At 60.8% G+C, this 21,988-nt stretch carries 22 protein-coding genes and 1 pseudogene; 2 read left to right on the forward strand and 21 right to left on the reverse strand.

Annotation, left to right across the window (positions count from 1 at the left end):
• Positions 1-9: 9 nt before the first annotated feature.
• The 15 genes from arsB to KCN53_RS10090 all read right to left on the reverse strand — a co-directional run bounded on the left by arsB (position 10) and on the right by KCN53_RS10090 (position 12,784).
• Positions 10-2,364 carry an ACR3 family arsenite efflux transporter gene (arsB, locus tag KCN53_RS10020; protein ID WP_224199575.1) on the reverse strand — a complete coding sequence of 785 codons (2,355 nt, stop codon included), beginning with the start codon at positions 2,362-2,364 and terminating at the stop codon, positions 10-12.
• Between the two features lie 240 nt (positions 2,365-2,604).
• Positions 2,605-3,246 (reverse strand): lytic transglycosylase domain-containing protein, encoded by a 642-nt coding sequence (locus KCN53_RS10025; protein WP_053059304.1) that lies wholly within the window; start codon positions 3,244-3,246, stop codon positions 2,605-2,607.
• A gap of 43 nt (positions 3,247-3,289) precedes the next feature.
• On the reverse strand, positions 3,290-3,622 hold the full coding sequence (locus KCN53_RS10030; RefSeq protein WP_047822807.1) for a DUF736 domain-containing protein: 333 nt from the start codon (positions 3,620-3,622) through the stop codon (positions 3,290-3,292).
• Positions 3,619-4,200: a S26 family signal peptidase gene (locus tag KCN53_RS10035; protein WP_047822804.1), complete on the reverse strand. Its 582-nt coding sequence runs from the start codon at positions 4,198-4,200 to the stop codon at positions 3,619-3,621. Before KCN53_RS10035 ends, KCN53_RS10030 begins: the two co-directional genes overlap by 4 nt.
• Positions 4,197-4,742, reverse strand: coding sequence for a DUF2840 domain-containing protein (locus KCN53_RS10040; RefSeq protein WP_369815381.1), 546 nt, complete (start codon positions 4,740-4,742; stop codon positions 4,197-4,199). Before KCN53_RS10040 ends, KCN53_RS10035 begins: the two co-directional genes overlap by 4 nt.
• A 143-nt stretch (positions 4,743-4,885) precedes the next feature.
• Positions 4,886-5,767: a replication initiator protein A gene (locus tag KCN53_RS10045; protein WP_088712515.1), complete on the reverse strand. Its 882-nt coding sequence runs from the start codon at positions 5,765-5,767 to the stop codon at positions 4,886-4,888.
• A 9-nt stretch (positions 5,768-5,776) separates the two neighbouring features.
• The gene (locus KCN53_RS10050; RefSeq protein WP_010240237.1) at positions 5,777-6,049 is read right to left on the reverse strand and encodes a helix-turn-helix transcriptional regulator; all 273 of its coding nucleotides are present in this window, start codon (positions 6,047-6,049) and stop codon (positions 5,777-5,779) included.
• A gap of 571 nt (positions 6,050-6,620) precedes the next feature.
• Positions 6,621-6,842: a hypothetical protein gene (locus tag KCN53_RS10055; protein WP_010240235.1), complete on the reverse strand. Its 222-nt coding sequence runs from the start codon at positions 6,840-6,842 to the stop codon at positions 6,621-6,623.
• Between the two features lie 400 nt (positions 6,843-7,242).
• Positions 7,243-7,629, reverse strand: a complete 387-nt coding sequence (locus tag KCN53_RS10060) for a single-stranded DNA-binding protein (protein WP_088713434.1) — start codon at positions 7,627-7,629, stop codon at positions 7,243-7,245.
• A 354-nt stretch (positions 7,630-7,983) separates the two neighbouring features.
• The gene (locus KCN53_RS10065) at positions 7,984-8,346 is read right to left on the reverse strand and encodes a hypothetical protein (RefSeq protein WP_143712228.1); all 363 of its coding nucleotides are present in this window, start codon (positions 8,344-8,346) and stop codon (positions 7,984-7,986) included.
• Positions 8,347-8,420: 74 nt separating this feature from the next.
• Positions 8,421-9,095 (reverse strand): class I SAM-dependent methyltransferase, encoded by a 675-nt coding sequence (locus KCN53_RS10070; protein WP_088712513.1) that lies wholly within the window; start codon positions 9,093-9,095, stop codon positions 8,421-8,423.
• The gene (locus tag KCN53_RS10075) at positions 9,095-9,979 is read right to left on the reverse strand and encodes a sterol desaturase family protein (RefSeq protein ID WP_172406230.1); all 885 of its coding nucleotides are present in this window, start codon (positions 9,977-9,979) and stop codon (positions 9,095-9,097) included. Before KCN53_RS10075 ends, KCN53_RS10070 begins: the two co-directional genes overlap by 1 nt.
• Before the next feature lie 75 nt (positions 9,980-10,054).
• Positions 10,055-10,780, reverse strand: coding sequence for a helix-turn-helix domain-containing protein (locus KCN53_RS10080; protein ID WP_088712511.1), 726 nt, complete (start codon positions 10,778-10,780; stop codon positions 10,055-10,057).
• A gap of 201 nt (positions 10,781-10,981) precedes the next feature.
• Entirely contained in the window at positions 10,982-11,320 is a 339-nt protein-coding gene (locus KCN53_RS10085) for a hypothetical protein (RefSeq protein ID WP_088712510.1), read from the reverse strand.
• Between the two features lie 1,074 nt (positions 11,321-12,394).
• A complete protein-coding gene (locus KCN53_RS10090) occupies positions 12,395-12,784 on the reverse strand; it encodes a hypothetical protein (protein WP_224199577.1) in 390 nt (129 codons plus the stop codon).
• Between the two features lie 224 nt (positions 12,785-13,008).
• On the opposite strand from KCN53_RS10090, the gene KCN53_RS10095 reads away from it, so the two are divergent.
• The gene (locus tag KCN53_RS10095) at positions 13,009-13,296 is read left to right on the forward strand and encodes a hypothetical protein (RefSeq protein ID WP_047822791.1); all 288 of its coding nucleotides are present in this window, start codon (positions 13,009-13,011) and stop codon (positions 13,294-13,296) included.
• A gap of 27 nt (positions 13,297-13,323) precedes the next feature.
• Positions 13,324-13,830, forward strand: coding sequence for a hypothetical protein (locus tag KCN53_RS10100; protein ID WP_224199579.1), 507 nt, complete (start codon positions 13,324-13,326; stop codon positions 13,828-13,830).
• Between the two features lie 36 nt (positions 13,831-13,866).
• Here KCN53_RS10100 and KCN53_RS10105 read toward each other — a convergent pair.
• From KCN53_RS10105 to KCN53_RS10130, 6 genes and pseudogenes are all read right to left on the reverse strand, one after another.
• Positions 13,867-14,082 (reverse strand): annotated as a pseudogene (locus KCN53_RS10105) (YHS domain-containing protein); the annotation flags it as partial.
• A 12-nt stretch (positions 14,083-14,094) separates the two neighbouring features.
• Complete coding sequence (locus KCN53_RS10110; protein WP_224199581.1) at positions 14,095-15,495, reverse strand: multicopper oxidase family protein; 1,401 nt, start codon at positions 15,493-15,495, stop codon at positions 14,095-14,097.
• Between the two features lie 185 nt (positions 15,496-15,680).
• Positions 15,681-16,064, reverse strand: coding sequence for a copper-binding protein (locus KCN53_RS10115; RefSeq protein ID WP_224199585.1), 384 nt, complete (start codon positions 16,062-16,064; stop codon positions 15,681-15,683).
• Positions 16,043-19,210, reverse strand: a complete 3,168-nt coding sequence (locus KCN53_RS10120; RefSeq protein WP_088712509.1) for an efflux RND transporter permease subunit — start codon at positions 19,208-19,210, stop codon at positions 16,043-16,045. Before KCN53_RS10120 ends, KCN53_RS10115 begins: the two co-directional genes overlap by 22 nt.
• Positions 19,207-20,700: an efflux RND transporter periplasmic adaptor subunit gene (locus KCN53_RS10125; protein ID WP_047822781.1), complete on the reverse strand. Its 1,494-nt coding sequence runs from the start codon at positions 20,698-20,700 to the stop codon at positions 19,207-19,209. Before KCN53_RS10125 ends, KCN53_RS10120 begins: the two co-directional genes overlap by 4 nt.
• Complete coding sequence (locus KCN53_RS10130; protein ID WP_088712508.1) at positions 20,697-21,932, reverse strand: TolC family protein; 1,236 nt, start codon at positions 21,930-21,932, stop codon at positions 20,697-20,699. Before KCN53_RS10130 ends, KCN53_RS10125 begins: the two co-directional genes overlap by 4 nt.
• Between the last annotated feature and the right edge of the window lie 56 nt (positions 21,933-21,988).

The raw sequence follows: 21,988 nt of genomic DNA on the forward strand, positions 1-21,988 counted from the left end.
GGCAGATCCTTATGGGGCCGAAGGAAATATCCCACGCGTGCGATTGGCAATCGCTACCAGCGACAACATGACAGGTACTTCTACAAGTACGCCCACAACCGTCGTCAATGCCGCACCGCTGCCAATGCCAAACAGACCGATGGCTACAGCGACGGCCAGCTCGAAAAAGTTGGACGTTCCGATCAGCGCACAGGGCGCGGCAACAGGATGAGGCACTTTCCAGGCCTTGGCGGCACCATACGCGATGAAAAAGATTCCGTAACTTTGGACAATGATCGGCGCAGCGATCAGCGCGATCAGCAGCGGGCGCGCTACGATAGTTTCCGCCTGGAAGCCGAACAGCAGCAATACCGTCAGCAGCAGGCCGATGATCGACAGCGGCTTCATGCGTCCGGTGAACTCGGACACTGACGTTCCATCGCCGCCATGCGTCCCCAGCAGTCGATGCCGAACGAAAGCTCCCGCTGCTAGCGGCACAACCACATAGAGCGCGACGGAAAGCAGCAGCGTCTCCCACGGCACCGCAATGTCGGTCACGCCCAGCAGCAGCGCGACGATGGGCGCGAAGGCGACGATCATGATAAGATCGTTCGCCGCGACCTGCACCAGCGTATAGGCCGGGTCGCCCTTGGTGAGCTGCGACCACACGAACACCATCGCGGTGCAAGGAGCCGCACCCAGCAGGATCAGTCCGGCGATGTATTGCTGTGCGTCGGTAGGCGCGATGAGGTCGGCAAAGACGACCTCGAAGAACAGCACGCCGAGTGCAGCCATCGTGAAGGGCTTGATGAGCCAGTTGACCACCAGCGTGATGATGAGGCCCTTTGGCTTGTCGCCTACGCGGCGCACCGCGCCGAAATCGACCGCGACCATCATCGGGAAGATCATCGCCCAGATCAGCACTGCGACGACGAGATTGCGCACCAAGGTCACGCTCCTACCATGTCGCTTCGCAAGACCTTGATCGACGAGCCATTCACGGCGCTCGTCAAGAGCCTTGCGGACTTCATTGCCGAAGCCGCCTCCCAGCGACGCGGCTCGTGCCGACAGCAGCTGCCGGTCGAGCCAGGTCGCCCCGCGCGCGTCAATCTGCCGCTCGAGCGGCAGGTCCGAACGCACCAGCAGGCTTTCGCGCCGCCGCCCCTTGCGGTCGGTCCATCCGCTTGTTTCGACGATGGCGCCGGGTGCTGCATCGCTTGTCTGGTCCAGATCGGGAAAACGCAGATAATGCGCACGCCCGTCCACTCCTTCGACGATCGCATAAGCCTCGCCTGTCAGCTCGTTATGGAAACCGCGCTCGACCAACCTGCCGATGACTCGGCGGTTCTCGTCTTCGCCATGCAGCGCGAAGGCTGCAGGGGCAACTTGTACGCCCCGTTCACTCATCGCCTTGTGCAAGGTCTTGATGATGTCGCCGCGCTCGCCAAGCGCGCGCAAGGTCGGTTCGCAATTTGCGGCCAAGGTCCAGCGCGCCGCCCCGATCCGCTCGGCCAATCCCATGCGTTCGAGCGTTCGTGCGCGGCCGATAAGGAATGCGCGGTTGCTGCGCCGTGTCGCATCGACTTCGGGGGACAAATCGACCACGCCGAGATCGTCGCGTTGCTTTTGCAGCCGGCGGTCGAGTGAGGTCCAGCGCTCGGCATCGACCTCGCGGCGAAGCGCTAGCTGAATATCGCGCTCGCTGCGCGGCCCGAGTTCGATAGTGACGCGCTCCTGGGCACGGGCACGCATGCCTTCGCTGATATAAGAGCGATCGATCACCAGATCCCTGCCGTCCGAGGCAACTCCGCGGACCAGAACATGGACGTGCGGGTTATCGGTATTCCAGTGATCGACCGCCACCCAGTCGAGGCTGGTGTCGAGGTCGCTCGCCATATCTTCAAGCAGTTCGCGCGTGAAAGCGCGCAGGTCAGCCATCTCGCTCGCGTCTTCCGGCGACACGATGAAGCGGAAGTGATGCCGGTCGTCTTCGCAGCGCGCGGCGAAGGCATCGCCATCGACCTCATCCGACGAGGCATCGAACATCTGGGCATCCGATCCGTCACGGGTGACGCCGTCGCGTTCGAGATAGGCGATGTGGCGAGCGAGCGGTGCAGAGCGGAAGCGGCTGCCGCCATGACGAACGACGCGCGCCTTGATGATGACCCGCCGCTGGAAAGCATGGGGGCTGCCTCTGAACGCAGCATGTTTGCCGCGCCCCAAGTGACCGGTTCCGCCACCTGCCCGGCCTCGCCCGAGCGGTGTATAGCCTGACCGGCGTGAGGCCTGCAGCACGCGTCCCACCAGCGAACCGGCCTTGCGATAGGCGCGCGCATCGCTGTCTCTCGACCGGCCCGGCCTGATGTCGAATTCGTCGTCAGCCACAGACAAGAAAATCGGAAGACGGCGCTTTCAGCATTGAAAAGCCTAAGGATTGCGGTTCAAGCGCCTGCAGACTTACAGCAGAGACGGCGCGTAATTTCCCGCGAAACCAACCACCTGCAGCCCGACCGACGGCGCTGCTTTTATCTCGCCATCCCTCCCTTCCTTTGGTGCGCAAGCCTCCCGTCCTTCGCCCGCTTTCGCCAGGGAACGCATGGCTGCGCGAAGGTGCGAGGCTCGCTTTCATTGGGAGGAAGCCGTCGAGACGGGCGCGAATAGATCGTGCGCGGCTTGTTCCGGTCGCGCGAAGGGGTTCGCCGCGGGGCCGGGCATAGCCACCTCGTCCAACTCTTTTCGCGCTGCGCCGGGAGGCTGCAAGGCGCCAGCCGGAACATTCCTGGCTTGTAGAGGCGCCGCCGCAAACATGCGCTCGGACTGCAACAGCGGCGCAATCCGGGCGACATAGCGGCGCGTTTCGAGTGGCAGCGAACGCCGTCCGGCAAGCCAGTCTTCGTAGCGTCCCGGACCTGCATTGTATGCCGCGAGGAAACCTTGCGCGCCGTAGCGATCATACATTTCGCGCAGGTAAGACGTGCCGGCCAGAATGTTATCGCGCGGGTCGAACGGGTCTTGCCCGAGCGAGAACCGGGCGCGCTGCCGCGACCAGGTTCCGGGCATGAGCTGCATGAGACCCATCGCTCCTGCTCTGGAAACCGCCCGCACCCGGCCCGCGCTTTCGGCGCGGATCACCGCGTAGATCCAGTGCTCGGGAATGCCGAATTGCTGAGATGCTTCGCTGACATGCGCTGCAATCTCGACGCGCTGGGAAGCTCGGACAAACTGCTCCGATTGCGCAAAAACCTGTGCCGGACTCGCCGCCCACATGGTGGCCAGGAGTCCCTGCAGAAGATACAGGCGGAGCACGGAATCAGCCCTTTGCCGGGCGGCGCGCGCCGCGCGACCATATAAGGACATGGTTCTGGTCGTCAGAACTGAACAGATTGGCGCGCAGGGGCCGAGGCAATACCGGATCGTCGATGACGAGCGTGACAAAACTGCCTGCCTTGTCGCCGACATGTTTCCAGCCTGCACCCACCTCGTAGGTTTCCTCGCCTTCACCTGCCATGATGCGATAGTCAGGGGCGTTCTCGGTGTCGCCGGGGTCGGCGGCCACCAGGGTCAGCGGTGCGTCAATGGTCAGGGTTTGCAGCCGCCCTTCAAAGCCGTCGGGTGTGGCTGCAAAAGTGCCGATACAGGTCATTGTGCGTCTCCATCATTTACGTTGGGAATGGGAAAGTCGGCGGGCGAGGCGAGCAGGACATAGTCCCCGTCGCCCGCTTCGTTGGTCCAGACGGGCCGCGCGCGCCCGATGACATCGGCGCGTGCGACCGGGCCGAAATAACGCCCGTCAAAGCTGCCGGGGGCGCGCCTGTTCATCACGAACAGTTCATCCGCAGCGATAGTCCGGCATCCTTTCCAGACGGGCAGTTCGCGTCCAAGGCTGTCGCGCCGACGCGCCGAGCCCGCAGGTGTCCCATTGATCTCGATGAGCAGGTCGCGCCGGCAGACCGTATCCCCGCCAAGCGCCGCAACCTCCTTGATGAGCGGAACGCCCGCAGGAAGATAGCCGCGCGAGGCGAGGTATTTCTGCAGCCTGAAAGCAGGATCGATCGCGACGCGGTCGCCCCTCTGGAGACCGGTCTTTCCGCCGATTGAGTACAGTCCAACCGGCACGCTGGCCGTCACGTTCCAGACCAAAAGTCGCGAGAGCGGGATTGCGATGCTGGCCAGTGTCGCTGCCGCGACCATGCCTGCCAGAAAGGCGGTGCGCCGCCTCATGATTGCAGCTTTCGCCGCCGCAGCCAGTCGCGATGGCGCGCAGGGGAATAGGAACGTACTTGCATGCCCCCTGCCAGCCTGTTGTGGACATGATGCCAGTGGTCGGGAGCTACATCGCAGGGATCGATGCCAACGTCCTCGATCGCATCGATCAGCGCAAAGACCTGGCGAACCTTTGGCCAGCTTCGCACCGAGAGCAGGATTTGCGCGCCAGGATCGACCTGCGGCAGAGTGGTGAACGGCTCGCCGAAACCGGCGGCTTGGGCGATCGTGAGTGTGGAGCCAACGGTCCCGTAGTCGTTCGAAGCCCACCGAACCAAGGCAAAGACCTGTCCCGGAGCATAGCTTTCGATACGCGTCCGGCGATCGAGGATGCGCTCTGCAACGGGCTTGCCGAACCGAAGCCAGTCTTCCTGCACGCCGCCGCGCCACACCAGCGTGACATGCGTAAGTGGCGGATCACCGGAACCTGCCTCGACCGGTTCCGGAGGCGGAAGCGAAGCGCGCGCTGCGCTTTTGCACAGGCGTGGCTGTGTTAGCAGGAATCTGAAAGATTCCTTGTTAGCATTGTTAAGGGCTTCGCAGGCGCCGCGTTTTCGGCGAGTCGCGCAGGCTCCCGGTTCCCGATAGTCCGGGAATAGGGTTCCCGATCGTCCGAACGTCATGGTTCCCGATAGTCCGAACATCACGCACCCTTTTCCACAGGGGGCAGCCCGATACGGCGCCGCGCGGACGCGAAGGGATCGACAGGCGCTGCAACGAACAGGAGCCGCTCGCGGCCGAACTGGTGCTCAAGAGCGAGATTGTAGCCGGGGAGCGACTGGCGGCGAACGATGGCCCGCACTTCGAAAGCGAAACGCTTCAATGGCGAGAGCGCGCCGGACTTCAAATGCAGGTGCGAAATGTCGAAACTCCACCCGCCCTTCTGCTTCCCGCCATGCTTGCGTACGATGCGATAGAGCCAGCGCTCGAGACCGCCAGTGAGCGCGAAATAGGCCGGGTCGATGGTCAGGACGAGCGCACGGTCCAGCACACCCTCGTAGAGCCAGTCCGGCACGATCATTTCGATGCCGAGCGCGCGCCCGTTGTCGTCGAGCCGTTCGCGCCATTCGTTGATCCAGGAAAATCGTCGGCGTCGTCGCGCCCCGGCCTGCCGGATGGAGGTGGCAATGCTGGTCGACTGCAAGCGGTCGAGCGCCGCCTTCAGGCGCTCGTAGCCAGCCTTTCCGGTTCCGCGCCGGGTGAAGGTAAGGATTTCATGGGGCGTCGCCGCGATAAGGCGCGAGGTGGCTTTGCCGGCATCGCGCGCCTCGACGATCTGGCTCGCTACCCAGATCAGTACATCGGCGTCCCAGATGGTGGCCATGCCATGTTCGGCGGTCGCTTCGACCAGAATGGCGACCTCGCCCATGCGAAAGTCGATCGGCTTCACTCGCTTCGACTTGGCGAGGCTGAAGAAAGGCCAGGCCATCAGATCCTGCGCATCGCGCGCGGCGATGTCGCTGCCCGCGCCGACGAACAGGTCGAGCTGTCCGGCCCCGCCGTCCGATGTCTTCAAGGAGCGCATGGTATCGCCTCAGCGCCGGACCGGACCGGTGTAGCCGTCGATCCGCTTGGCAGGATGAACGACGCCCTTGCCCGGATCGCTGGTCGAACGGCGCAAGCCCTGCTCGGCCCAGGCATCGAGATCTTCGGGCCGATAAACGATGCGGCCGCCGAGCTTGTGGTAGACCGGCCCTGTTCCATAGCATCGGTGCTTTTCGAGCGTGCGCGGCGAAAGCCCCAGATGCACCGCGGCATCTGGGGTGCGCAGGTAGCGGGGACGGACCGGATCGGGAACGGCGGGCATGGGGTTAGCTCCAAGAGGCTCGGGTGGCTGCGGCTAACTGCCGCTGATTGCGGAGGGTGATGGCGCATGCCTTGGCGATGGGGGGAGCGACACGATGCTGCGTTCGGATTTGTCGCCCCTACCGATCATGAGCTCGGCAGCATCGAGGAAGGGCGGCATCCGTGCAGGGCCCGACGCTATTGCGCCGCTCGGCAGACTTTCGGCTGCAATGCCGAAAGGTCCGAAAAAGATGCCGCACCTGCGATAGAGGCAGCGGCCAAGGGCCTGTGGGAAGCAAGGCAAGCGGGGCCTGTCGCGGCCGTAGCTTCCCGCTCGCCCGACCCGCTGCCGGTTCGCAAGTGCGTGCGGGGCCCCGGAACGCATAATGCCGCACCCTCAGGAGCGCATCGCCAGATGCGCGGGACAGAGTGCGTCCCCAGCCCCGCTCGACATATCCCGAAGGCCAGTGGGCCAGGCTGATATTCGGAGAAACGCCGGTTTCTTCTGGATCGACATCTTGACCCTAGCGCTCACCTACGGAAACACGAGAAAAGGGCAGGAACCGCTGCCGGTCCCTGCCCTGCAGAATGCCTCAGAATTCGTCGAGCATTCCGCCATGGACGGTATGAACGACCCGGATCGCAAGATGCGGGGGCAGCGCATTGTAGTCGCCTTCGTCGACCGCGCGATATCCGAGTTCGTCATCCTCGATAACATGCTGGTCGAAGAAGCTGTGCAAGGCCCGTTGCTCAGCTGTTTCCAGAGCCTCGAAATAATTGCGCGAAGGCAGTGTGCATTTCGTGAAATAGGTCATGATAATCCTCCTGAAATCTGTCGCGAGACGACAGGAGGTTGGCCGATGGGCCCGGGCAGACCGGGTCACAGGATCGCCTGACAGGGCGACCGCGAAGCGGCGCAGGGGGAAACGGTTTTGTCCGGTGCCGGATGCAATCCGGCGGCGGACAAAATGGTGGGGCCCCTGCCGTCCTTGATGCGGGCGGCGCGGGACCATCATGCTGGAAATGCGGTAAGCCAGGCCAATCCAGTCCACCTCAAACGACCGTTTCAGATGATCGCTGCCATAAGGGGTCGGGCCCTCCGGGCAGCGCCTGGCTATTCCCCGGAGAAAAGACCGAGCGAAAGGAAGGGTGAACAGCGAAAGAGGCCCTGCCGTTTCCGGCAGAGCCTCCTTTGGCTGGTTCGATGGCGCCGGATCAGTCGATCGGAGGGGCGTCCTGGTTGTCGCCGCCATTGGCCCGCGAGAGGAAATCGACCTTGTCGGCAAGGATCTCCGAGCCATACCGCGTCACACCGTCCTGGTCTTCCCACTGCGTGTAGTGGATGCGGCCCTGGACCGAGACCAGCTGGCCTTTCGAGCAGTACTGACCGACGGTCTTGGCGAGGCCGTTGAAGCAGGTCACACGGTGGAATTCGCTGTCCTTGGCGGTGTAGCCGTTCTCGTCCTTGTAGGTCTTGCCGTCCTTGTCGCGTGCAGGACGATCGGTGACGACAGTGATCCCGGTAACGCTGGTTCCGCCTTTGGTTTCGCGAGTTTCAGGGTCGCGGGCAATGCGGCCGGTGAGGATAACGAGATTGGTCATGATAAATTCTCCTTCAGCTTGCGAACCGGAAACCATTTCCGGCTTGCGAACGTCGATGAGAAGCAGGGCATGGGAGGACTGCACCGCGGGCCCGGCAGGGCCAAGGGAAACCGGTTCATGACGGGTGGTGCGGGCAGCCCGCAAGGCGGGCAACACGGCCGGAAAGGAACGGGTTGCGGTTCCTCAGCTGACCTGGTTCAGACAGGTTCGCTCAGGAAAGCCGGATTGGCTTACGGTCGGGCATGAAGGACGGTTGATGAGCCGGTCTATCCTTCGGCCCTTTCGTCTACGCGGGGCGATCTTCGAGACACAGGCATGTTTCCATCAACAGAGGTACTCGCAGAGCTCGAAGAGTCACGCCGCAAGATCCCCTTCGGCAACCTCCAGACGGTTCGCCCATTTCAGCATGATCCAACCGAAGAGCAAATTCACAAGCACGCGAAAGGGGAAATACAGGAGAGCCGGAAGGGCAAAGATCCAATCGATGAGCGCATTCGGTGCAAGCGCGTAGCCAACCTCCTTGAGGAAATACAGAATTGGCAAATGCATGGAGATGTGGGTTTCAACGGTAACCCCGATGCCAATATTTGCATCCTTTGCGATCTCCCACGCTGCATATAGCGTAATCAATCCATCGATCATGCCGCCAATGGCGCCAGACCAAGCCAGCAAAATCAAAAACAATCTCAATTTCTTGCCCATTTCACTTCCGGTCACGCCGACGCGATCAAAGCGGGCACAGGCCCAATCTTGCCGTCACAGCGCATTGCTTCGCCCAAAATCCTGTTTGATTAACAAGGTTCTTCCGCTCGCTTCATCGCGCTGATTATCGATATCGAACCGGTGATCGTGTTGAATTTTCTGAGCTCCCGGACCTCGACGAAACCGGCTCTGGACATCAACGGGATGAGCACTCCATCCGCATTCGGTTGCGTATCTGCAATTCCATCCAGCTGCTGAATCGTTGCTCTGAAGAGCTTGCGCATGAGCCAGGAGGTTTGCTCTCCATAGTCCGCAACGAACAGGCTACCGCCCGGTTTGAGCACGGAATGGATCTCGCTGAGAAGCCGCATCTTCTCGGCGAGCGGCACCTGATGGAGGACGAGGCAAAGCGTTGCGATATTCGGCGTAGGCCAGTCCGCGACCGCATCTGCGGACATCATCGCGCGCTTGAATTCGACGTCTATGCCCGCGCGCCGCGCTTTCGCACGAGCAATCTCGATGGCATTATCATCCGGGTCGATCCCCAAATAGGTGACCGCCGGATAGGCCTGCGCCATGAGCAGCGCCAGGCTGCCCGTTCCGGCTCCGACATCGAGTAGAACATCGTTGTCATTCGGCGTAATGAGCCCGACGATTGCCTTGCGCCATTTGACCTCGCGGGTCGTGAGCCGGACACCAATGTCGTAAATTGGCGTCAGGAAGCTGTAACCCGCAGGTGGAGTGTAGTTCATCTGCTCAGCCATCACGCTTGCCCTTCGTTTCGTACCGGGCGAGTCACATGTGACGGCTGCCGCGTTCTGAACGGTTCGGTTAGCTGAGCCAGGTACGTCTCGGGATATGACACTACGCCAGCGAGGCCCACGGTTCCGGATCTGATATGCGTGCTCGACGCAAATTTGCCTGTGCCAAGAAGCAGATCCCAAATGGTGAGGAAAAGGCCGAAATTGACATCGCCCTCAGTTTCGGAGGCGAGGTGATGGTGGCGGTGCACCGGCGCAACGGCCCAGACATATCTGAGCAGCCCAATCCGCATATCGACATTGGAGTGCTGGAGCTGCAGCTGGATTACCACAGCGAACGTTCCGACTACCGCAACATCGGTAGGTATGCCCATCAACAACCATGGCAGAGCGCCGATTGAAATCTCGATCAATTGGTGGACAGGGTGTTTAAGAAAACCATTGAAACCGTACATCCGGCGCACGGAATGGTGGACCGCGTGGAACCGCCATAACAGCGCGTTTCGATGACTGGCATAATGCGTGAGCGTAATCCCAACATCGAGAATGATGATTGCGAGCACAACCTGCGTCCAGAACGGCCATGCATCCGGCCAAACCGAAGGCCACGGAACGAAGCTCGCGATAATGGGCAACAAGAGCACCAAGATGAGGATCGACCCTTCATTCACGACCGCATGAGCTATATCTCGCCTCGAGTCGCCATGGCTCGAGTTCCAGCAATCATCGAACGGCGCGATACGCTCTGCGAGCAGGGACACGGTAACCGAACCGAGAAACAGAGGGATTAGCCAGGCTGGAGACACACCATTTGAGATGATTAGTGTGGCGCTGCCTAGAAAAACCAGGAAATACAAAGGTGCGTATAAAGTTCGAAAAATTGCCATGCAGAACTCCATCAGGTCTGATGGTGAGTTACGCTGGCTAAGCGTGCGCAGTATTGAATGTTTCGCTGATGATCATCAGCGAAATGTCGTTATCTTGAGTTTTGCGAGGCCGCGCGACGGTGTCACACCAAACCACTCAACAAGGCGGCGCGTAAAATGCGCCTGATCGGAAAACCCTCCGGCCGCCGCTGCTTCGGCGAGATTGTGGGAGAGCTCGAAGGCCTCGATTGCCTTTTGAACCTGCAGCCATTGCAAGAGCTTGGTCGTCGGTACTCCAAAATCACGAACAGAGATTTCGCGCAAACGGGTTGTCGAAATTCCCAAGATGCGCGCCAACTCGGCCGGGGAAGTACCAGGGTCCAGATTATCGAGAATTGGCCCAAGCCGGTGATCAATCCGCGTTACGGCTCCTTTGCGCAGAAAGGTTTCAATCCAAAGTTGAGCATCCTGACTAGATCGGATGGCTGCCAAAGAGTTCGATTCAACCGCCGTCAGCGTCATTAAGCCGGTAAGCCGGTCGAGGTCGCGTACCCCGCGGAAGGTTGGATCGACATACAGCGAGCGGAGGGCGGCCCCCGATGGCTGTAGGCTATGCTCGAATCCCGCCGGCACCAGTACTGCGGCACCTTCTGCGAGATCCATCGTAGCAGTGCCAATGACGCTGACTGTCCCTGCAAGCGCCAGACTCACTTGATGCGCCACGTGCCTGTGGGGCCGGTTGTCGCCAACCTGTGCATCCAGCAGAGCCCAGCCTACACCAAGCATTATCTCGCCGGTCCATTCGGTCTCGGTTTTCTTCAAAGCGGGAATACTCCTCTCGAACGGCTTGGCAATTTAGGCAGTATCCTCGGTCTGCGCAGGCTTCGGGTCGCCAAATTCGCTCGAACGCAGAACTCAGTGCCGTTCCAGCATTCGAATGCGCCAAGTGTATGGTCTGGCATACCAACACATCTAGCCATGACCTGCCGAGAAATTATTCGACGCAGAGAGTTCCAGTTTGGCTCAGGAACGAAAATGCCCAGCGCGCTCCACCAGCTGGTTCATCTGGGTTGCTGCGTGGATCGTCAGGGGATGCTGCGTGGCGTCCGGTCGCGGCGTGATAAGGTCGGCCATGGCAGCGACCTGCTCAAGCTGCGCATCGCTTGCCTTCGACAGCAGACTGAGCACAATGTTTTCAAGAGCGATCACCCGAATACGCAGCTGGGTCAGCTCGGTATCCGAAAGTGCGGGAATATCCTCTTCCTCGCAAGCAGCGGCGAGCGCTTCCTGGGGGCCGCATGGCAATGCTCCGCCTTCGTCTTCCCAGCGGGACAGCGCTGTGTCCTTCCTACTTGCAGTCACAACAAGTCCTCCTTCCAGAGACAGTGGTGTCCAAGCCCGCAAGGCACTGCAGCCTTTTCGCCAAAACGAGTCGAAACCAGCGCTCGAGACCCAGTGTACCAGAAAAGCGGAACCCCGCGCCTAGGGTTGGGTCAAGCGCGGGGTTCCTGAACGGCCCCGGGATACCTGCGACCCGCAGGGCTCGGGGGGAGACGGGGCCGCCATTCTATTGGTGAAGAGACGACAACCGGCCGGGAAACGGGCTCGGTTGTTCCCTTCACCTGAACGCTCGCCTTTCTTGAAAATCGATACATCGAGCGGGCATCGGCATGCCGGAACGTGTGATGAAAGCTTCGAGGCGGATTATGGGCATCACGAGACCCCTGTGACGGTCCATACTCTCTGAAACGGGACCATGCTCGCTCACATCCCGTCCATGTCGTGGTCCGACATCGATGGCATATCGTGACCCTCATGCGGATCGGGTGCCTGTGTTGGCTGGGCATCCGTCGGCGCGCGTGCGGTCGCAGGCGATGGCGCTCCCATCGGAGCGGTTGCCGGTCGGTCTGGTTGCCTCCCGGCAGGAGAAGCTTGAGCCGACCGGTTCGAATTGGCCTCTCTAGCGGCAGAAGCAGCGTTGTCTTTCTCGCCTTCGCCCGGGACCGTGCTCTTGGTCGGTGGAGCTGCATACAGCGGCAAGGCATCCGCTTCAGTTGTTGTATCCTGCGTCTGATCACAGGCGGCGAGCCCCATCGCCAGTGTCGCCGCAGCAAGAGGGGCGACAACCGCGCTCCAGTTCGATCTACGCATCATTCAATCCTTCAAAGCCAAGAGATACCAAGGTGGTCTGGGCCAGGCTCAAGTTCGCGGCCCAGAACTTCCTGAACAAGTCGAGAGCCGCCATGATCAAGATTGCGGTACGAAGCGGAGTCCGGCTATCGGAGGCCCGGCTCGCCAGATAGGCCATCGCCAGACCGAGCCCGGCGAACAGCATTCCATTCCAGCGATGAACCTGCGTGCGCTATCCCCGCCAAATCAGAGACCGATACGGTTTGAACCGAATATGATCGCAACGTTCGCCCGGACCACCACTTGCTAGTCGTCTTGCGCCAAGTCCTGACGGGCAGCCATCTGCTCCATCATATCGTGCATCATCATCATGCGCTGGTGACAGGCCGCCATCATATCGGCATTGCCGCCCTGCATCATGCCCGACATGTGCTCCTGCATTTTTGCACGATGTTCGGCCATCAGCCTCTGGCGTTCGGCAGGATCGCTTGTCGCGCGCGCCTGCTGCATAAGCGCGCGCATTTCATCCATCTTCGCGCGATGGGCCGTCATGGCCTCCGAATCCTGCATCATGTGGCCCGCCTGACCCTGCTGCTGTGCAGTAGCTTTCGCTCCGTGGTCATGCTGTTGCTGGGCCAATGCCGGAGTGGCTGTCAGGCCGGTGGCGAGCGCGAAAGCCAGAACTGTGCGTCTCATTGTCGAATTCCCTTAGTCGGTTTTGCGGCGAATGCCATGTGCATTCATTGTCTATACGCAGCAGACGGCCCTTCCCCTCAAACAATTCGCAGAAGCGGTGGGGCGGGTAGGCCGAAGCACGGCCGGTTGCAGCGATGCTGTTTTTCGGCCACCCTTTTTGAGAGAGATCGATAAAGACGAATGGGGAATATCATGGTGCCAATAGAGCCGTCGGAGAAGCAGTCATGAGCACGGTCAATGAGGACGGCAGCTGGGATATTCCGGAGCCCGATCATGCCGAGCTGGTGCAAATGCGCATTCGCCTCATTACTCTCGAGAACATAGTTCTTGGCCTTTTGTCCGGGGCCAGCGATGAACAGATCGACCAGATCAGAAAGCGTGCGGACATGATCGAACCGCGCCCCGAGGCGAGCCGGCATCCGCTTACCGAACTGGCAGCAGGTGACATGCGGAAGTTTCTCGAACGCGCTGCTCGCATGGCCAAGGCGGAGGGCCGCGAAAACCATGACTGATCCAGGCTTTGGGGCAGCGAAGGCGCTATGCAGGAAATGGAAATCCGGCCGCTTGCTATTTGCTGGCGCAGACTATTCGGGCGTGCCTGCAGAATGACCAGAACCCATTGGCTGATCTTTTTTTGCGGGAGCCTGATCGCGTTCGTCTGGGAGATCTTCCAGATGCCGTTTTTCAAGCCGGGCAATCTCGAGACTTATGAGCAGACCATTCGCTGCGGCATCGCAAGCCTGGGCGATGGCGTGATCCTGCTCACAGCTTATAGCCTTGCTGCACTGCGCGGCGGGCATGCGTGGCCCTGGCAGTCAGACAAACTACCCTATGCGATCTATTTCGGCTTCGGGCTCGTCGTCGCAATCGCCGTCGAAATGATCGCCACATCGCTTCCGGCAAACAGTTTCCTGAGCTGGCGCTACAGCGAGTTGATGCCGCACGAGCCAGTGACGGGCCTGGCGCTGATACCAATCGCGATGTGGACGATCGTGCCCGCGCTAACCATCCTTCTCGTCCGCTTCGCGCACGTCGAGCCTGATTGACTTAGTAACGCGTTCAGGATGCGTGGGACAGGTCTAGTTTGTGCCTTCGGGCACATCCTCCACGGCGTCTGGATGCGCGCCCGACAGATATAGCTCGGGATCGCTGATGAACTGGTCGTGGCAGCGCGACGAACAGAAATAATGTTTCGCGCCCTCACGCGTCGCGATGTGCTCGGCTCCTTCGATCGCGACGCTCATGCCGCATACCGGGTTGATCGCAGTACCCTCGATCACGCTCTCGCCCTTGCTCATCGCCTGTCCTTCCTAGCTCTGCACGACTACGAACTGCCCCATCATGCCAGCATCCTCGTGTTCGAGAATGTGGCAGTGATACATGTAGGGCAGCCCTGGGTCAGTGTGTTCTTCAAAACGCAGGAGAAGGCGAACCTGCTCGCGCGGGTTGACGATAACGGTATCCTTCAAACCGGTTTCCAGTGGTGGGGGCGCTCGGCCATCGCGGTCGATCACACGAAACTGGACATTATGGATATGAAACGGATGGGTCATCATCGAAGGGTTGGCGATCTCCCAGATTTCCCATTGGCCGACCGGCACACGTTCGTTGATCACATTCATGTCCATCGCAGCACCGTTAATGGACATTCCGCCGCCCATCATGCCCATGTCGAGAACGAAACGCCGGGTTCGGACGGCTGACGACGGGTCGGTTGGCGCAAGCGATGCCAGTTGTGTCGGCACCCTGATGCGCTGGGCCGAACTTGCCGGCCTGATATCGAGGATTTGAAACACGTCTCCGGAAGCATCGTCGCTATTGCCGCGACCCATCATTCCGCGTCCGCCCATCATGCCCATGGCGATTTCGGGACTGCTGGCAAGAAGGCGAAGCGGGCGTCCTTCCGAGAGATCGATAATTACCTGCGCGCGCTCCCCCGGTGCGAGCCTGACCGAGCGGACGATGTGCGGACGATCGAGCAAGCCGCCATCGCTCGCGATCAGTTGCATCGAACGATCACCTTCGAGCGAGAAATCGTAGAAGCGGGCGTTCGATCCGTTGAGGATGCGCAGCCGTAATTGGCCTGTCTGTGCGTCGAACACGGCATTCTCAGTGCCGTTGACGAATATCCGGTTCCCGCGCATGCCCATCATCCGCGTGTGCATGCTCAGCGGGTACACCAACCGGCCGAACCCATCGATCACGCGGTCCTGCACGATCAGCGGAATGTCGTCGACGCCATAGTCGCTCGGCAAGTCGAGGCGCTCTTCCTCGTCATCGCGAACATAGATCGGCGCGGCGAGCCCGGCATAGACCTGCGGCCCGGCTTTGCGCTCCAAGTGCGAATGATACCAGTAGAGCGAGGCCCGCTGGCGAACTTCGAAAGAGGGGCTCCAGCGTTCACCGGGACGGATCAACTGATGCGGTCCGCCATCGGCTGCGGCAGGAAGTTCGAAACCATGCCAATGGACCGTAGCGCCTTCGGCCAGATTGTTGTCGATATGGAACTGCACCCGCTCGCCCCGGCGCATTTCCAGCGTCGGTCCCAGATAGGGTGCGTCGATGCCGATGGTGGACGAAGCAACACCGGGGACGAATTCCTTCTGGCCTGGTGTCAAAGACAGGCGGAAAACCCGCGTGCCCTGCTCTATCTCGCCACTCTGCAAGGGCGGTATAGCGAGCGGATTGGACCCTGGAGTGCTGTCCAGCATCGATGCGTCTTGCGCTTTGCATCCTGCAAGCGGGAACGCGGCAAAGCCTGCAGCAGCAAAGCCTGCGCTTTTGATCAGTCCTCGGCGGTCTACGGATAATGCATGGGTGATGCGGGGTGTCCGGATCATGCTCCTCCTGTTTCGCGATGGGCGGCGCCAGATTTGCCTGGCACCACCCGACCGATTTATTCCTTCGTGATCGACGTGATCACACTGCCTTCAGAACCAGTACGAAATTCAAAGGCAATGCCCTCACCGACGCTTACTTCGCTGCGCAGTTGCTCATCGGCTTCGAACGCCATGGTCATCGCCGGCCATTCGATTGCGGGGACCGGGCCGTGGTCGACGGTGATCGTACCCGCTTCGGCGTCGATGGCGGTGACGGTGCCTTGCGCACTCGCGGACTGCATTGCGTTGCCAGTGTCCGTCATTGGCATATCCTGGCCGTCCATCATCATTGCATCTTCAGCCATCGGCATGTCCTCCATCTCGGCAGTGTCCTGGCCAGAATCGCAGGCCGCCAGCGCCAGCGGCGCGGCCAATAGGGTTATGAGGGTTGTGGTTCGCATTCTTCTTCTCCTTGGGGTTGGGTTGGCCGTTCGGGCCGGGGGCGCCGCATCAACAAATATGCGGCGGGGATAACGAACATGGAAAGCAGCGGGGCGGTGATCATGCCGCCCACCATCGGTGCGGCGATGCGGCTCATGACTTCCGAACCTGCGCCGGTTCCAATCAGGATCGGGAAGAGACCGGCCAGAATAACGGCCACGGTCATCGCCTTGGGCCGGACGCGTAGGAGTGCGCCCTCCCTGATGGCTTCGCCCACACCGTCCGCATCGAGGGCACCACTGCGCCGGGCCAGCGCAGACTTGAGGTAGATCAGCATGATGACGCCGAACTCGGCAGACACACCGGCAAGCGCAATAAAACCCACCGATGTCGCAACAGACTGGTTGTAGCCCATCAGATAAAGCAGCCAGAAGCCGCCGGTCAGGGCGAAGGGCAGCGTGCCCATAACAAGTAGCGCTTCGTCGAAGCGGCGGAAGATCAGATAGAGCAAAACGAAAATGATGCCGAGCGTCGCGGGAACGACGACCTGCAACCGCTCATTGGCGCGGGTGAGATATTCAAACTGGCCCGCGTAAGAGATGCTCACACCGGCAGGCAGATCGACGCCGTCTGACACTGCCGCCTGAAGATCACTTACGACCGAAGTAAGATCGCGCCCGCGCGTATCGACATAGACCACGCTGATGAGACGGCCTTGCTCATTCTTGAGCATCGGCGGACCGTCGCTGATGCTCACCTGCGCTACGGTCCCAAGCGTGATTTGCTGGCCAGAGGGGGTTAGCAAAGGCAGCGCGCGCAGTTCTGCGAGGCTGTCGCGGATCTCGCGCGGATAGCGCACATTGATGGGATATCGCGCCAGTCCTTCGACCGTTCTGCCGATATTTGCCCCGCCGATCGCGCCTGACACAATCTGCTGAACATCGGCGATGTTCAATCCGAAACGCGCCGCAGCGACCCGGTCGATGTCCACGTCGACATAGCGGCCTCCCGAAAGACGCTCTGCCAAAGCGGAACTGACTCCGGGAACCTGCTTGGCAACGTTCTCGACCTGCAACGCCACGCGCTCGATCTCAGCAAGGTCCTCGCCGGATACTTTCACGCCGATCGGGCTCTTGATACCGGTCGCGAGCATGTCGATGCGGTTGCGGATCGGTGGCACCCAGACATTGGCGAGTCCCGGCACCTGCACTGCACGATCAAGCTCCTCGACGAGCTTCTCTGGCGTCATTCCCGGCCGCCACTCCTCGCGCGGCTTGAAGCGGATCGTTGTTTCGAACATCGTGAGCGGCGCAGGGTCGGTCGCTGTATCAGCCCGCCCCGCTTTCCCGAACACGGTATCGACTTCGGGCACGGATTTGATCAGGCGGTCGGTCCGCTGAAGCAATGCGGACGCTTCACCAGGAGACAGGCCAGGCAGAGCGCTCGGCATGTAGAGGAGATCGCCTTCGTCGAGCGGCGGCAGGAATTCCCCTCCCAGACGGGTGAACGGGACCAGCGTTGTCAGGAATACGAGGCCTGCCACGACGAGAGTGGTCTTGGGTCGGCTGAGCACCCAATCGAGACCGGGCCGGTAGGCCTTGGTCAGGACACGATTGAGGAGGTTGGTATCCTCCTTGGGTATCTTGCCGCGGATCAGCCAGCCCATGAGTACAGGAACCAGTGTCACCGACAGTATCGCTGCCGCCGCCATCGCATAGGTCTTGGTAAAGGCCAGCGGCGAAAAGAGCCGCCCTTCCTGGGCCTGCAAAGTAAAAACCGGGAGGAACGAGAGCGTGATGATGAGAAGGCTGAAGAAGAGCGCTGGCCCCACCTCTTTCGACGCCTCCGCAATCAGCTTCCAGCGCTCGCCGCTGGACATCTCCTCGTCGGGATGATCCGCTTCCCAATGCTCGATATGCTTGTGGGCGTTCTCGATCATAACGATGGCGGCGTCGACCATCGCGCCGATTGCGATGGCGATGCCGCCCAAGGACATGATGTTGGCATCGACTCCCTGAAAACGCATCACGATAAAGGCGGCCAGAACCCCTAGCGGGAGCGTGACGATGGCCACGAAAGCCGATCTCACGTGCCACAGGAATAACGCGCATACGATCGCAACGATGATGAATTCGGCGATGAGTTTGCCGGTCAGGTTTTCGATCGATGCGTCGATCAGCTTCGAACGATCATAGGTCGTGACAATCTCGACCCCTTCGGGAAGACTAGCTTGGAGCACGTCGAGCTTCTCTTCGACAGCCGCGATGGTTGCCCGCGCATCCTCGCCCTGTCTAAGCACGACAATACCTCCCGCGACCTCGCCTTCCCCATTGAGCTCGGCGATACCGCGCCTCATTTCGGGCCCAAGCTGGATCGTGGCGACATCGGACAAGGTGACGGGGATACCGTTACCGACCGATTTCAGCGGAATCTGCCTGAAGTCGTCGAGAGACGTGAGATAGCCTGATGCGCGGACCATAAACTCGGCCTCGCCCATTTCGACAACCGATCCTCCAGCTTCCTGATTGGAGGCCTGGATGGCACGCACGACATCGCTGTAAGTGACGCCAAGCGAAGCCATCCGGTAGGGTTCCAGCACGACCTGGTACTGCTTGACCATGCCGCCGACGCTGGCGACCTCGGCTATGCCCGGAATAGTCTGGAGCTCAAAACGCAGGAACCAGTCCTGAAGGCTCCGAAGGTCAGCGAGATCGCTGTTCCCCGTTCGGTCAACCAGCGCATATTCGTAAATCCAGCCAACGCCCGTCGCGTCCGGCCCGAGCGAGCTGGTCACTCCGTCGGGCAATTCGTTTTGCACCTGGTTGAGATATTCAAGCACGCGCGAGCGCGCCCAGTAGAGGTCGGTCCCATCCTCGAAGATCACATAGACGAAGCTGTCGCCGAACATCGAATAGCCGCGCACAGTTTCCGCGCCCGGCACCGAGAGCATCGTCGTTGCAAGCGGGTATGTGACCTGATCCTCAACGATGCGCGGAGCTTGCCCAGGATAGTTCGACCGCACCACGACCTGCACATCAGACAGATCGGGGATCGCATCGACAGGCGTTGCGCGCACCGCCCAGAAGCCAGCGAGCGTAACCGCGATGGCCGCCAGAATGATGAAAAACCGATTGGCGATCGATGCATCGATTATGCGCGCTATCATCGCTCGGTCTTCCTGATAGACTCGATGCGCGGACCGGTGTCGTGCTGCGAGAAGGTGAACTCGACAGTATCGCCCGGTTCAATACCGTCAACTAGAGCGGCGTCGGCGAGGGCGAAGGGCATGACCATGCTTGGCCATTCGAGGGCGGGAACCGGCGCGTGATTGAGAGTGATCGAAGCACCAGCGATTTTCGTCACTCTTCCCGTGGCGGTGTACGTCCTCATCTTTGCTGAGCCATCGGATGCCATGCTCATGGTTCCGTCGATCGACCTGATATCGATCCCGGCCAAACTCGCCTCGGAGTCGATCAGGAACTGCCCGGAAGTGACGACCTCTTCGCCTTCGGCAAGGCCTGCCAGGATCTCAGTCCTGCCATTCGCCTCGCGTCCGATTTCGACCTCGGCTGGAAGAAAGGCGCCTTCATCCTGCTTGAGCATCACAAGATTGCGGCGGCCGGTTCGAATGACCGCCTCCGACGGTACCAGCAAGGCTCGCCGTGTGTCGGGTGAAAGCGACACCTGCGCAAACATCCCTGGCTTCAACCTGCCGCGTGGGTTCGGCAGCTCAGCCCGGACGGTGATGGTTCGGCTCGCGGCATCGGCGCTAGGAAGGATGGCAACAATTCGTCCCGCAAATCGCTCATCAGGATACGCTGCCAGGGTCGCACTGATGGGTTGGCCCTGCCGGATATTTACGGCCTGGACTTCAGGAACCGAAGCTTCCAGCCATATCGGCGAGAAGCCTGTAATCTCCGCGAGTGTCTGGCCTTCCGTCACGGTCATGCCTGGACGCACCCCCAGCACTGTTACAGCGCCGCCCACCGGTGCGGTGACTGTAAACGTGTTCTGGACGCGGCGGGTGCGTTCGACCGACGCGATCATCGCATCGGTCATGCCGAGCAGGCGCATGCGCTGCCGCATCGCGTCTGCAAGTGCCTGATCGCCGGTATCGAGCACGGCAATGTACTCGCGCTGCGCGCCGCCCCAATCAGGGACCAAGATATCGACGATCGGAGCGCCGCGACGCACGACATCGTCCTGCGCAAGGCCATAGGTGCGTTGGACATAACCGCCCGCTCTTGGCTGGACGATGGCAACATCCCGGCTGTTGTATGCCAGGACACCCGTCACGGTGATTTCCGGCTCGAGAACTCCGAACTCGGCCGCTGCGGTGCGAATGCCGAAATTCTGGACAAGGCCCGGATCAATCCGGACGCCCGCTTCGGCGGCTTCTCCCGCGCATTTGGGTACCAGCATCATGTCCATGAAGGGCGACTTGCCAGGCTCGTCAAAGCGCTGTCCGGGAACCATCGGATCGTACCAGTAGAGCACCTCTTCGCACTCCGTCTCGGAGGAGCCCGACATCCCACCCTCGCCCTCATCTCCTACGAGCGAGAGCGCGTATCCAGCGCCGAGGCTGACAAGCGCGACGGCCGCGATGATTGCATAGGTTCGCTTTGAAGGGCCGGAGCTGTCGACTGTATCGCTCATGGCTGCTGCTCCCCGTAGGTCAAGCGAAGCATCTCGGCCCATTCCACGGTCGCGGCTTCGCGTTCAAAGATTTCAAGATCGAGCAAGGCCAGATCCGCCTTTGCTGCAATCACATCGATCAGGTCTGCGTTTCCGGCAGCAAAGCTCGCCGTTTCCAGTTCAACCCTTTGCCGGGCCAGCGGCAGCAATTCATCGCGGGCGCGTTCCCATTGGCGCTTCGCACTGCGCCATGAGGCGAGATCGGATTCGAATTGCACACGCAGCGCGCGCAAGCGATCATCGCGCTCTGCCTGCGCCGCAGCAGCTTCTGCCTCGGCGGCGCGAATGCGCGGCCTTTGACGTTGATCGGTGAAGATGGGCAGGGTAACCGATCCCATGACAGAGAATGCGTCTCCGAAGGCAGGGTCGCGTCGGCCATAGTTTACGCTCACTCCGAAGTCGGGGCGCAAGTCGGCGCGCGCGAGGTCGGCGTTCGCTTCTGCGCGTCCGGTGGCCGCATCGGCAAGACGGATGACGGGGTTAAGGTCCAGAGCTTGCTCGAGGCTGCCGCTGTCGACATTGGCTGCTGGCGCATCACCCGCGATGGTAGGACTGTCTGTTCGAACGTAGCTGGCCAGCATAGCGCGTGCAGCGTCGCGTTCGGCTTCTATTCGCGTGATCGCATCTTCGATGACCAGAAGCTCGCGGCGAATGGCGAGGCTTTCAGCAGGACGGGCCGATCCGGATGCAACAGCGCTGTTTGCCACCGGCTGTAGCCTGCGCAGATCGCTGAGAGCCGTATGGGCGAAGGCGAGCTTCTGTTCGGCATAGTACAAGTCGATCCAAGCCGCTGATGTGGCGATGTCGATCCGTTGCTGCGCAACCCCAAATCGCATTTGCGCGATGGCTACATCTGAGTTCGCCACACCTCGACGCGCTCGGCGCTTTGCAAGGTTTGGGATTGGTTGCTCAATGCCAACAGCAATCTGCGTTGGAAGCTGGCGATCAAACTCGATCGCCACAGGCCCGGTAATTGGCAGGTTTGCAATCCCGCCACGCAAGATAGGATCGGGCAGCTCATCTGCGGCATCCGAGACATCTCGCGTCCCATCGATACGCAATTGCGCGGCATGGAGCAGCGGCTGATCCTCGCGCGCTGCCCGCAAGGCTTCTTCATAGCCAACCGGCTGCGCGAGTACGACCTGCGCCTGCATCAGCGCGGCGGCAAGGATACCGCCTATGGACCATTTCATGGGAATTTCTCACTCGATTTGCGTGCCGAGGTCCGGCGGCAATGGCGGTGCATTGC

Source organism: Pacificimonas aurantium, from assembly GCF_020092905.1.
Classification (GTDB): Bacteria; Pseudomonadota; Alphaproteobacteria; order Sphingomonadales; family Sphingomonadaceae; genus Pacificimonas; species Pacificimonas aurantium.

What these genes read in the sequence shown, in the direction of transcription:
- KCN53_RS10025 (WP_053059304.1), bottom strand. Translation starts at nt 3,246, where the DNA reads ATGTGGGCGGCGAGTCCGGCACAGGTTTTTGCGCAATCGGAGCAGTTT.
- KCN53_RS10030 (WP_047822807.1), bottom strand. Translation starts at nt 3,622, where the DNA reads ATGACCTGTATCGGCACTTTTGCAGCCACACCCGACGGCTTTGAAGGG.
- KCN53_RS10035 (WP_047822804.1), bottom strand. Translation starts at nt 4,200, where the DNA reads ATGAGGCGGCGCACCGCCTTTCTGGCAGGCATGGTCGCGGCAGCGACA.
- KCN53_RS10045 (WP_088712515.1), bottom strand. Translation starts at nt 5,767, where the DNA reads ATGCGCTCCTTGAAGACATCGGACGGCGGGGCCGGACAGCTCGACCTG.
- KCN53_RS10050 (WP_010240237.1), bottom strand. Translation starts at nt 6,049, where the DNA reads ATGCCCGCCGTTCCCGATCCGGTCCGTCCCCGCTACCTGCGCACCCCA.
- KCN53_RS10055 (WP_010240235.1), bottom strand. Translation starts at nt 6,842, where the DNA reads ATGACCTATTTCACGAAATGCACACTGCCTTCGCGCAATTATTTCGAG.
- KCN53_RS10060 (WP_088713434.1), bottom strand. Translation starts at nt 7,629, where the DNA reads ATGACCAATCTCGTTATCCTCACCGGCCGCATTGCCCGCGACCCTGAA.
- KCN53_RS10070 (WP_088712513.1), bottom strand. Translation starts at nt 9,095, where the DNA reads ATGGCTGAGCAGATGAACTACACTCCACCTGCGGGTTACAGCTTCCTG.
- KCN53_RS10075 (WP_172406230.1), bottom strand. Translation starts at nt 9,979, where the DNA reads ATGGCAATTTTTCGAACTTTATACGCACCTTTGTATTTCCTGGTTTTT.
- KCN53_RS10090 (WP_224199577.1), bottom strand. Translation starts at nt 12,784, where the DNA reads ATGAGACGCACAGTTCTGGCTTTCGCGCTCGCCACCGGCCTGACAGCC.
- KCN53_RS10095 (WP_047822791.1), top strand. Translation starts at nt 13,009, where the DNA reads ATGAGCACGGTCAATGAGGACGGCAGCTGGGATATTCCGGAGCCCGAT.
- KCN53_RS10100 (WP_224199579.1), top strand. Translation starts at nt 13,324, where the DNA reads ATGCAGGAAATGGAAATCCGGCCGCTTGCTATTTGCTGGCGCAGACTA.
- KCN53_RS10110 (WP_224199581.1), bottom strand. Translation starts at nt 15,495, where the DNA reads ATGCTGGACAGCACTCCAGGGTCCAATCCGCTCGCTATACCGCCCTTG.
- KCN53_RS10115 (WP_224199585.1), bottom strand. Translation starts at nt 16,064, where the DNA reads ATGCGAACCACAACCCTCATAACCCTATTGGCCGCGCCGCTGGCGCTG.
- KCN53_RS10120 (WP_088712509.1), bottom strand. Translation starts at nt 19,210, where the DNA reads ATGATAGCGCGCATAATCGATGCATCGATCGCCAATCGGTTTTTCATC.
- KCN53_RS10125 (WP_047822781.1), bottom strand. Translation starts at nt 20,700, where the DNA reads ATGAGCGATACAGTCGACAGCTCCGGCCCTTCAAAGCGAACCTATGCA.
- KCN53_RS10130 (WP_088712508.1), bottom strand. Translation starts at nt 21,932, where the DNA reads ATGAAATGGTCCATAGGCGGTATCCTTGCCGCCGCGCTGATGCAGGCG.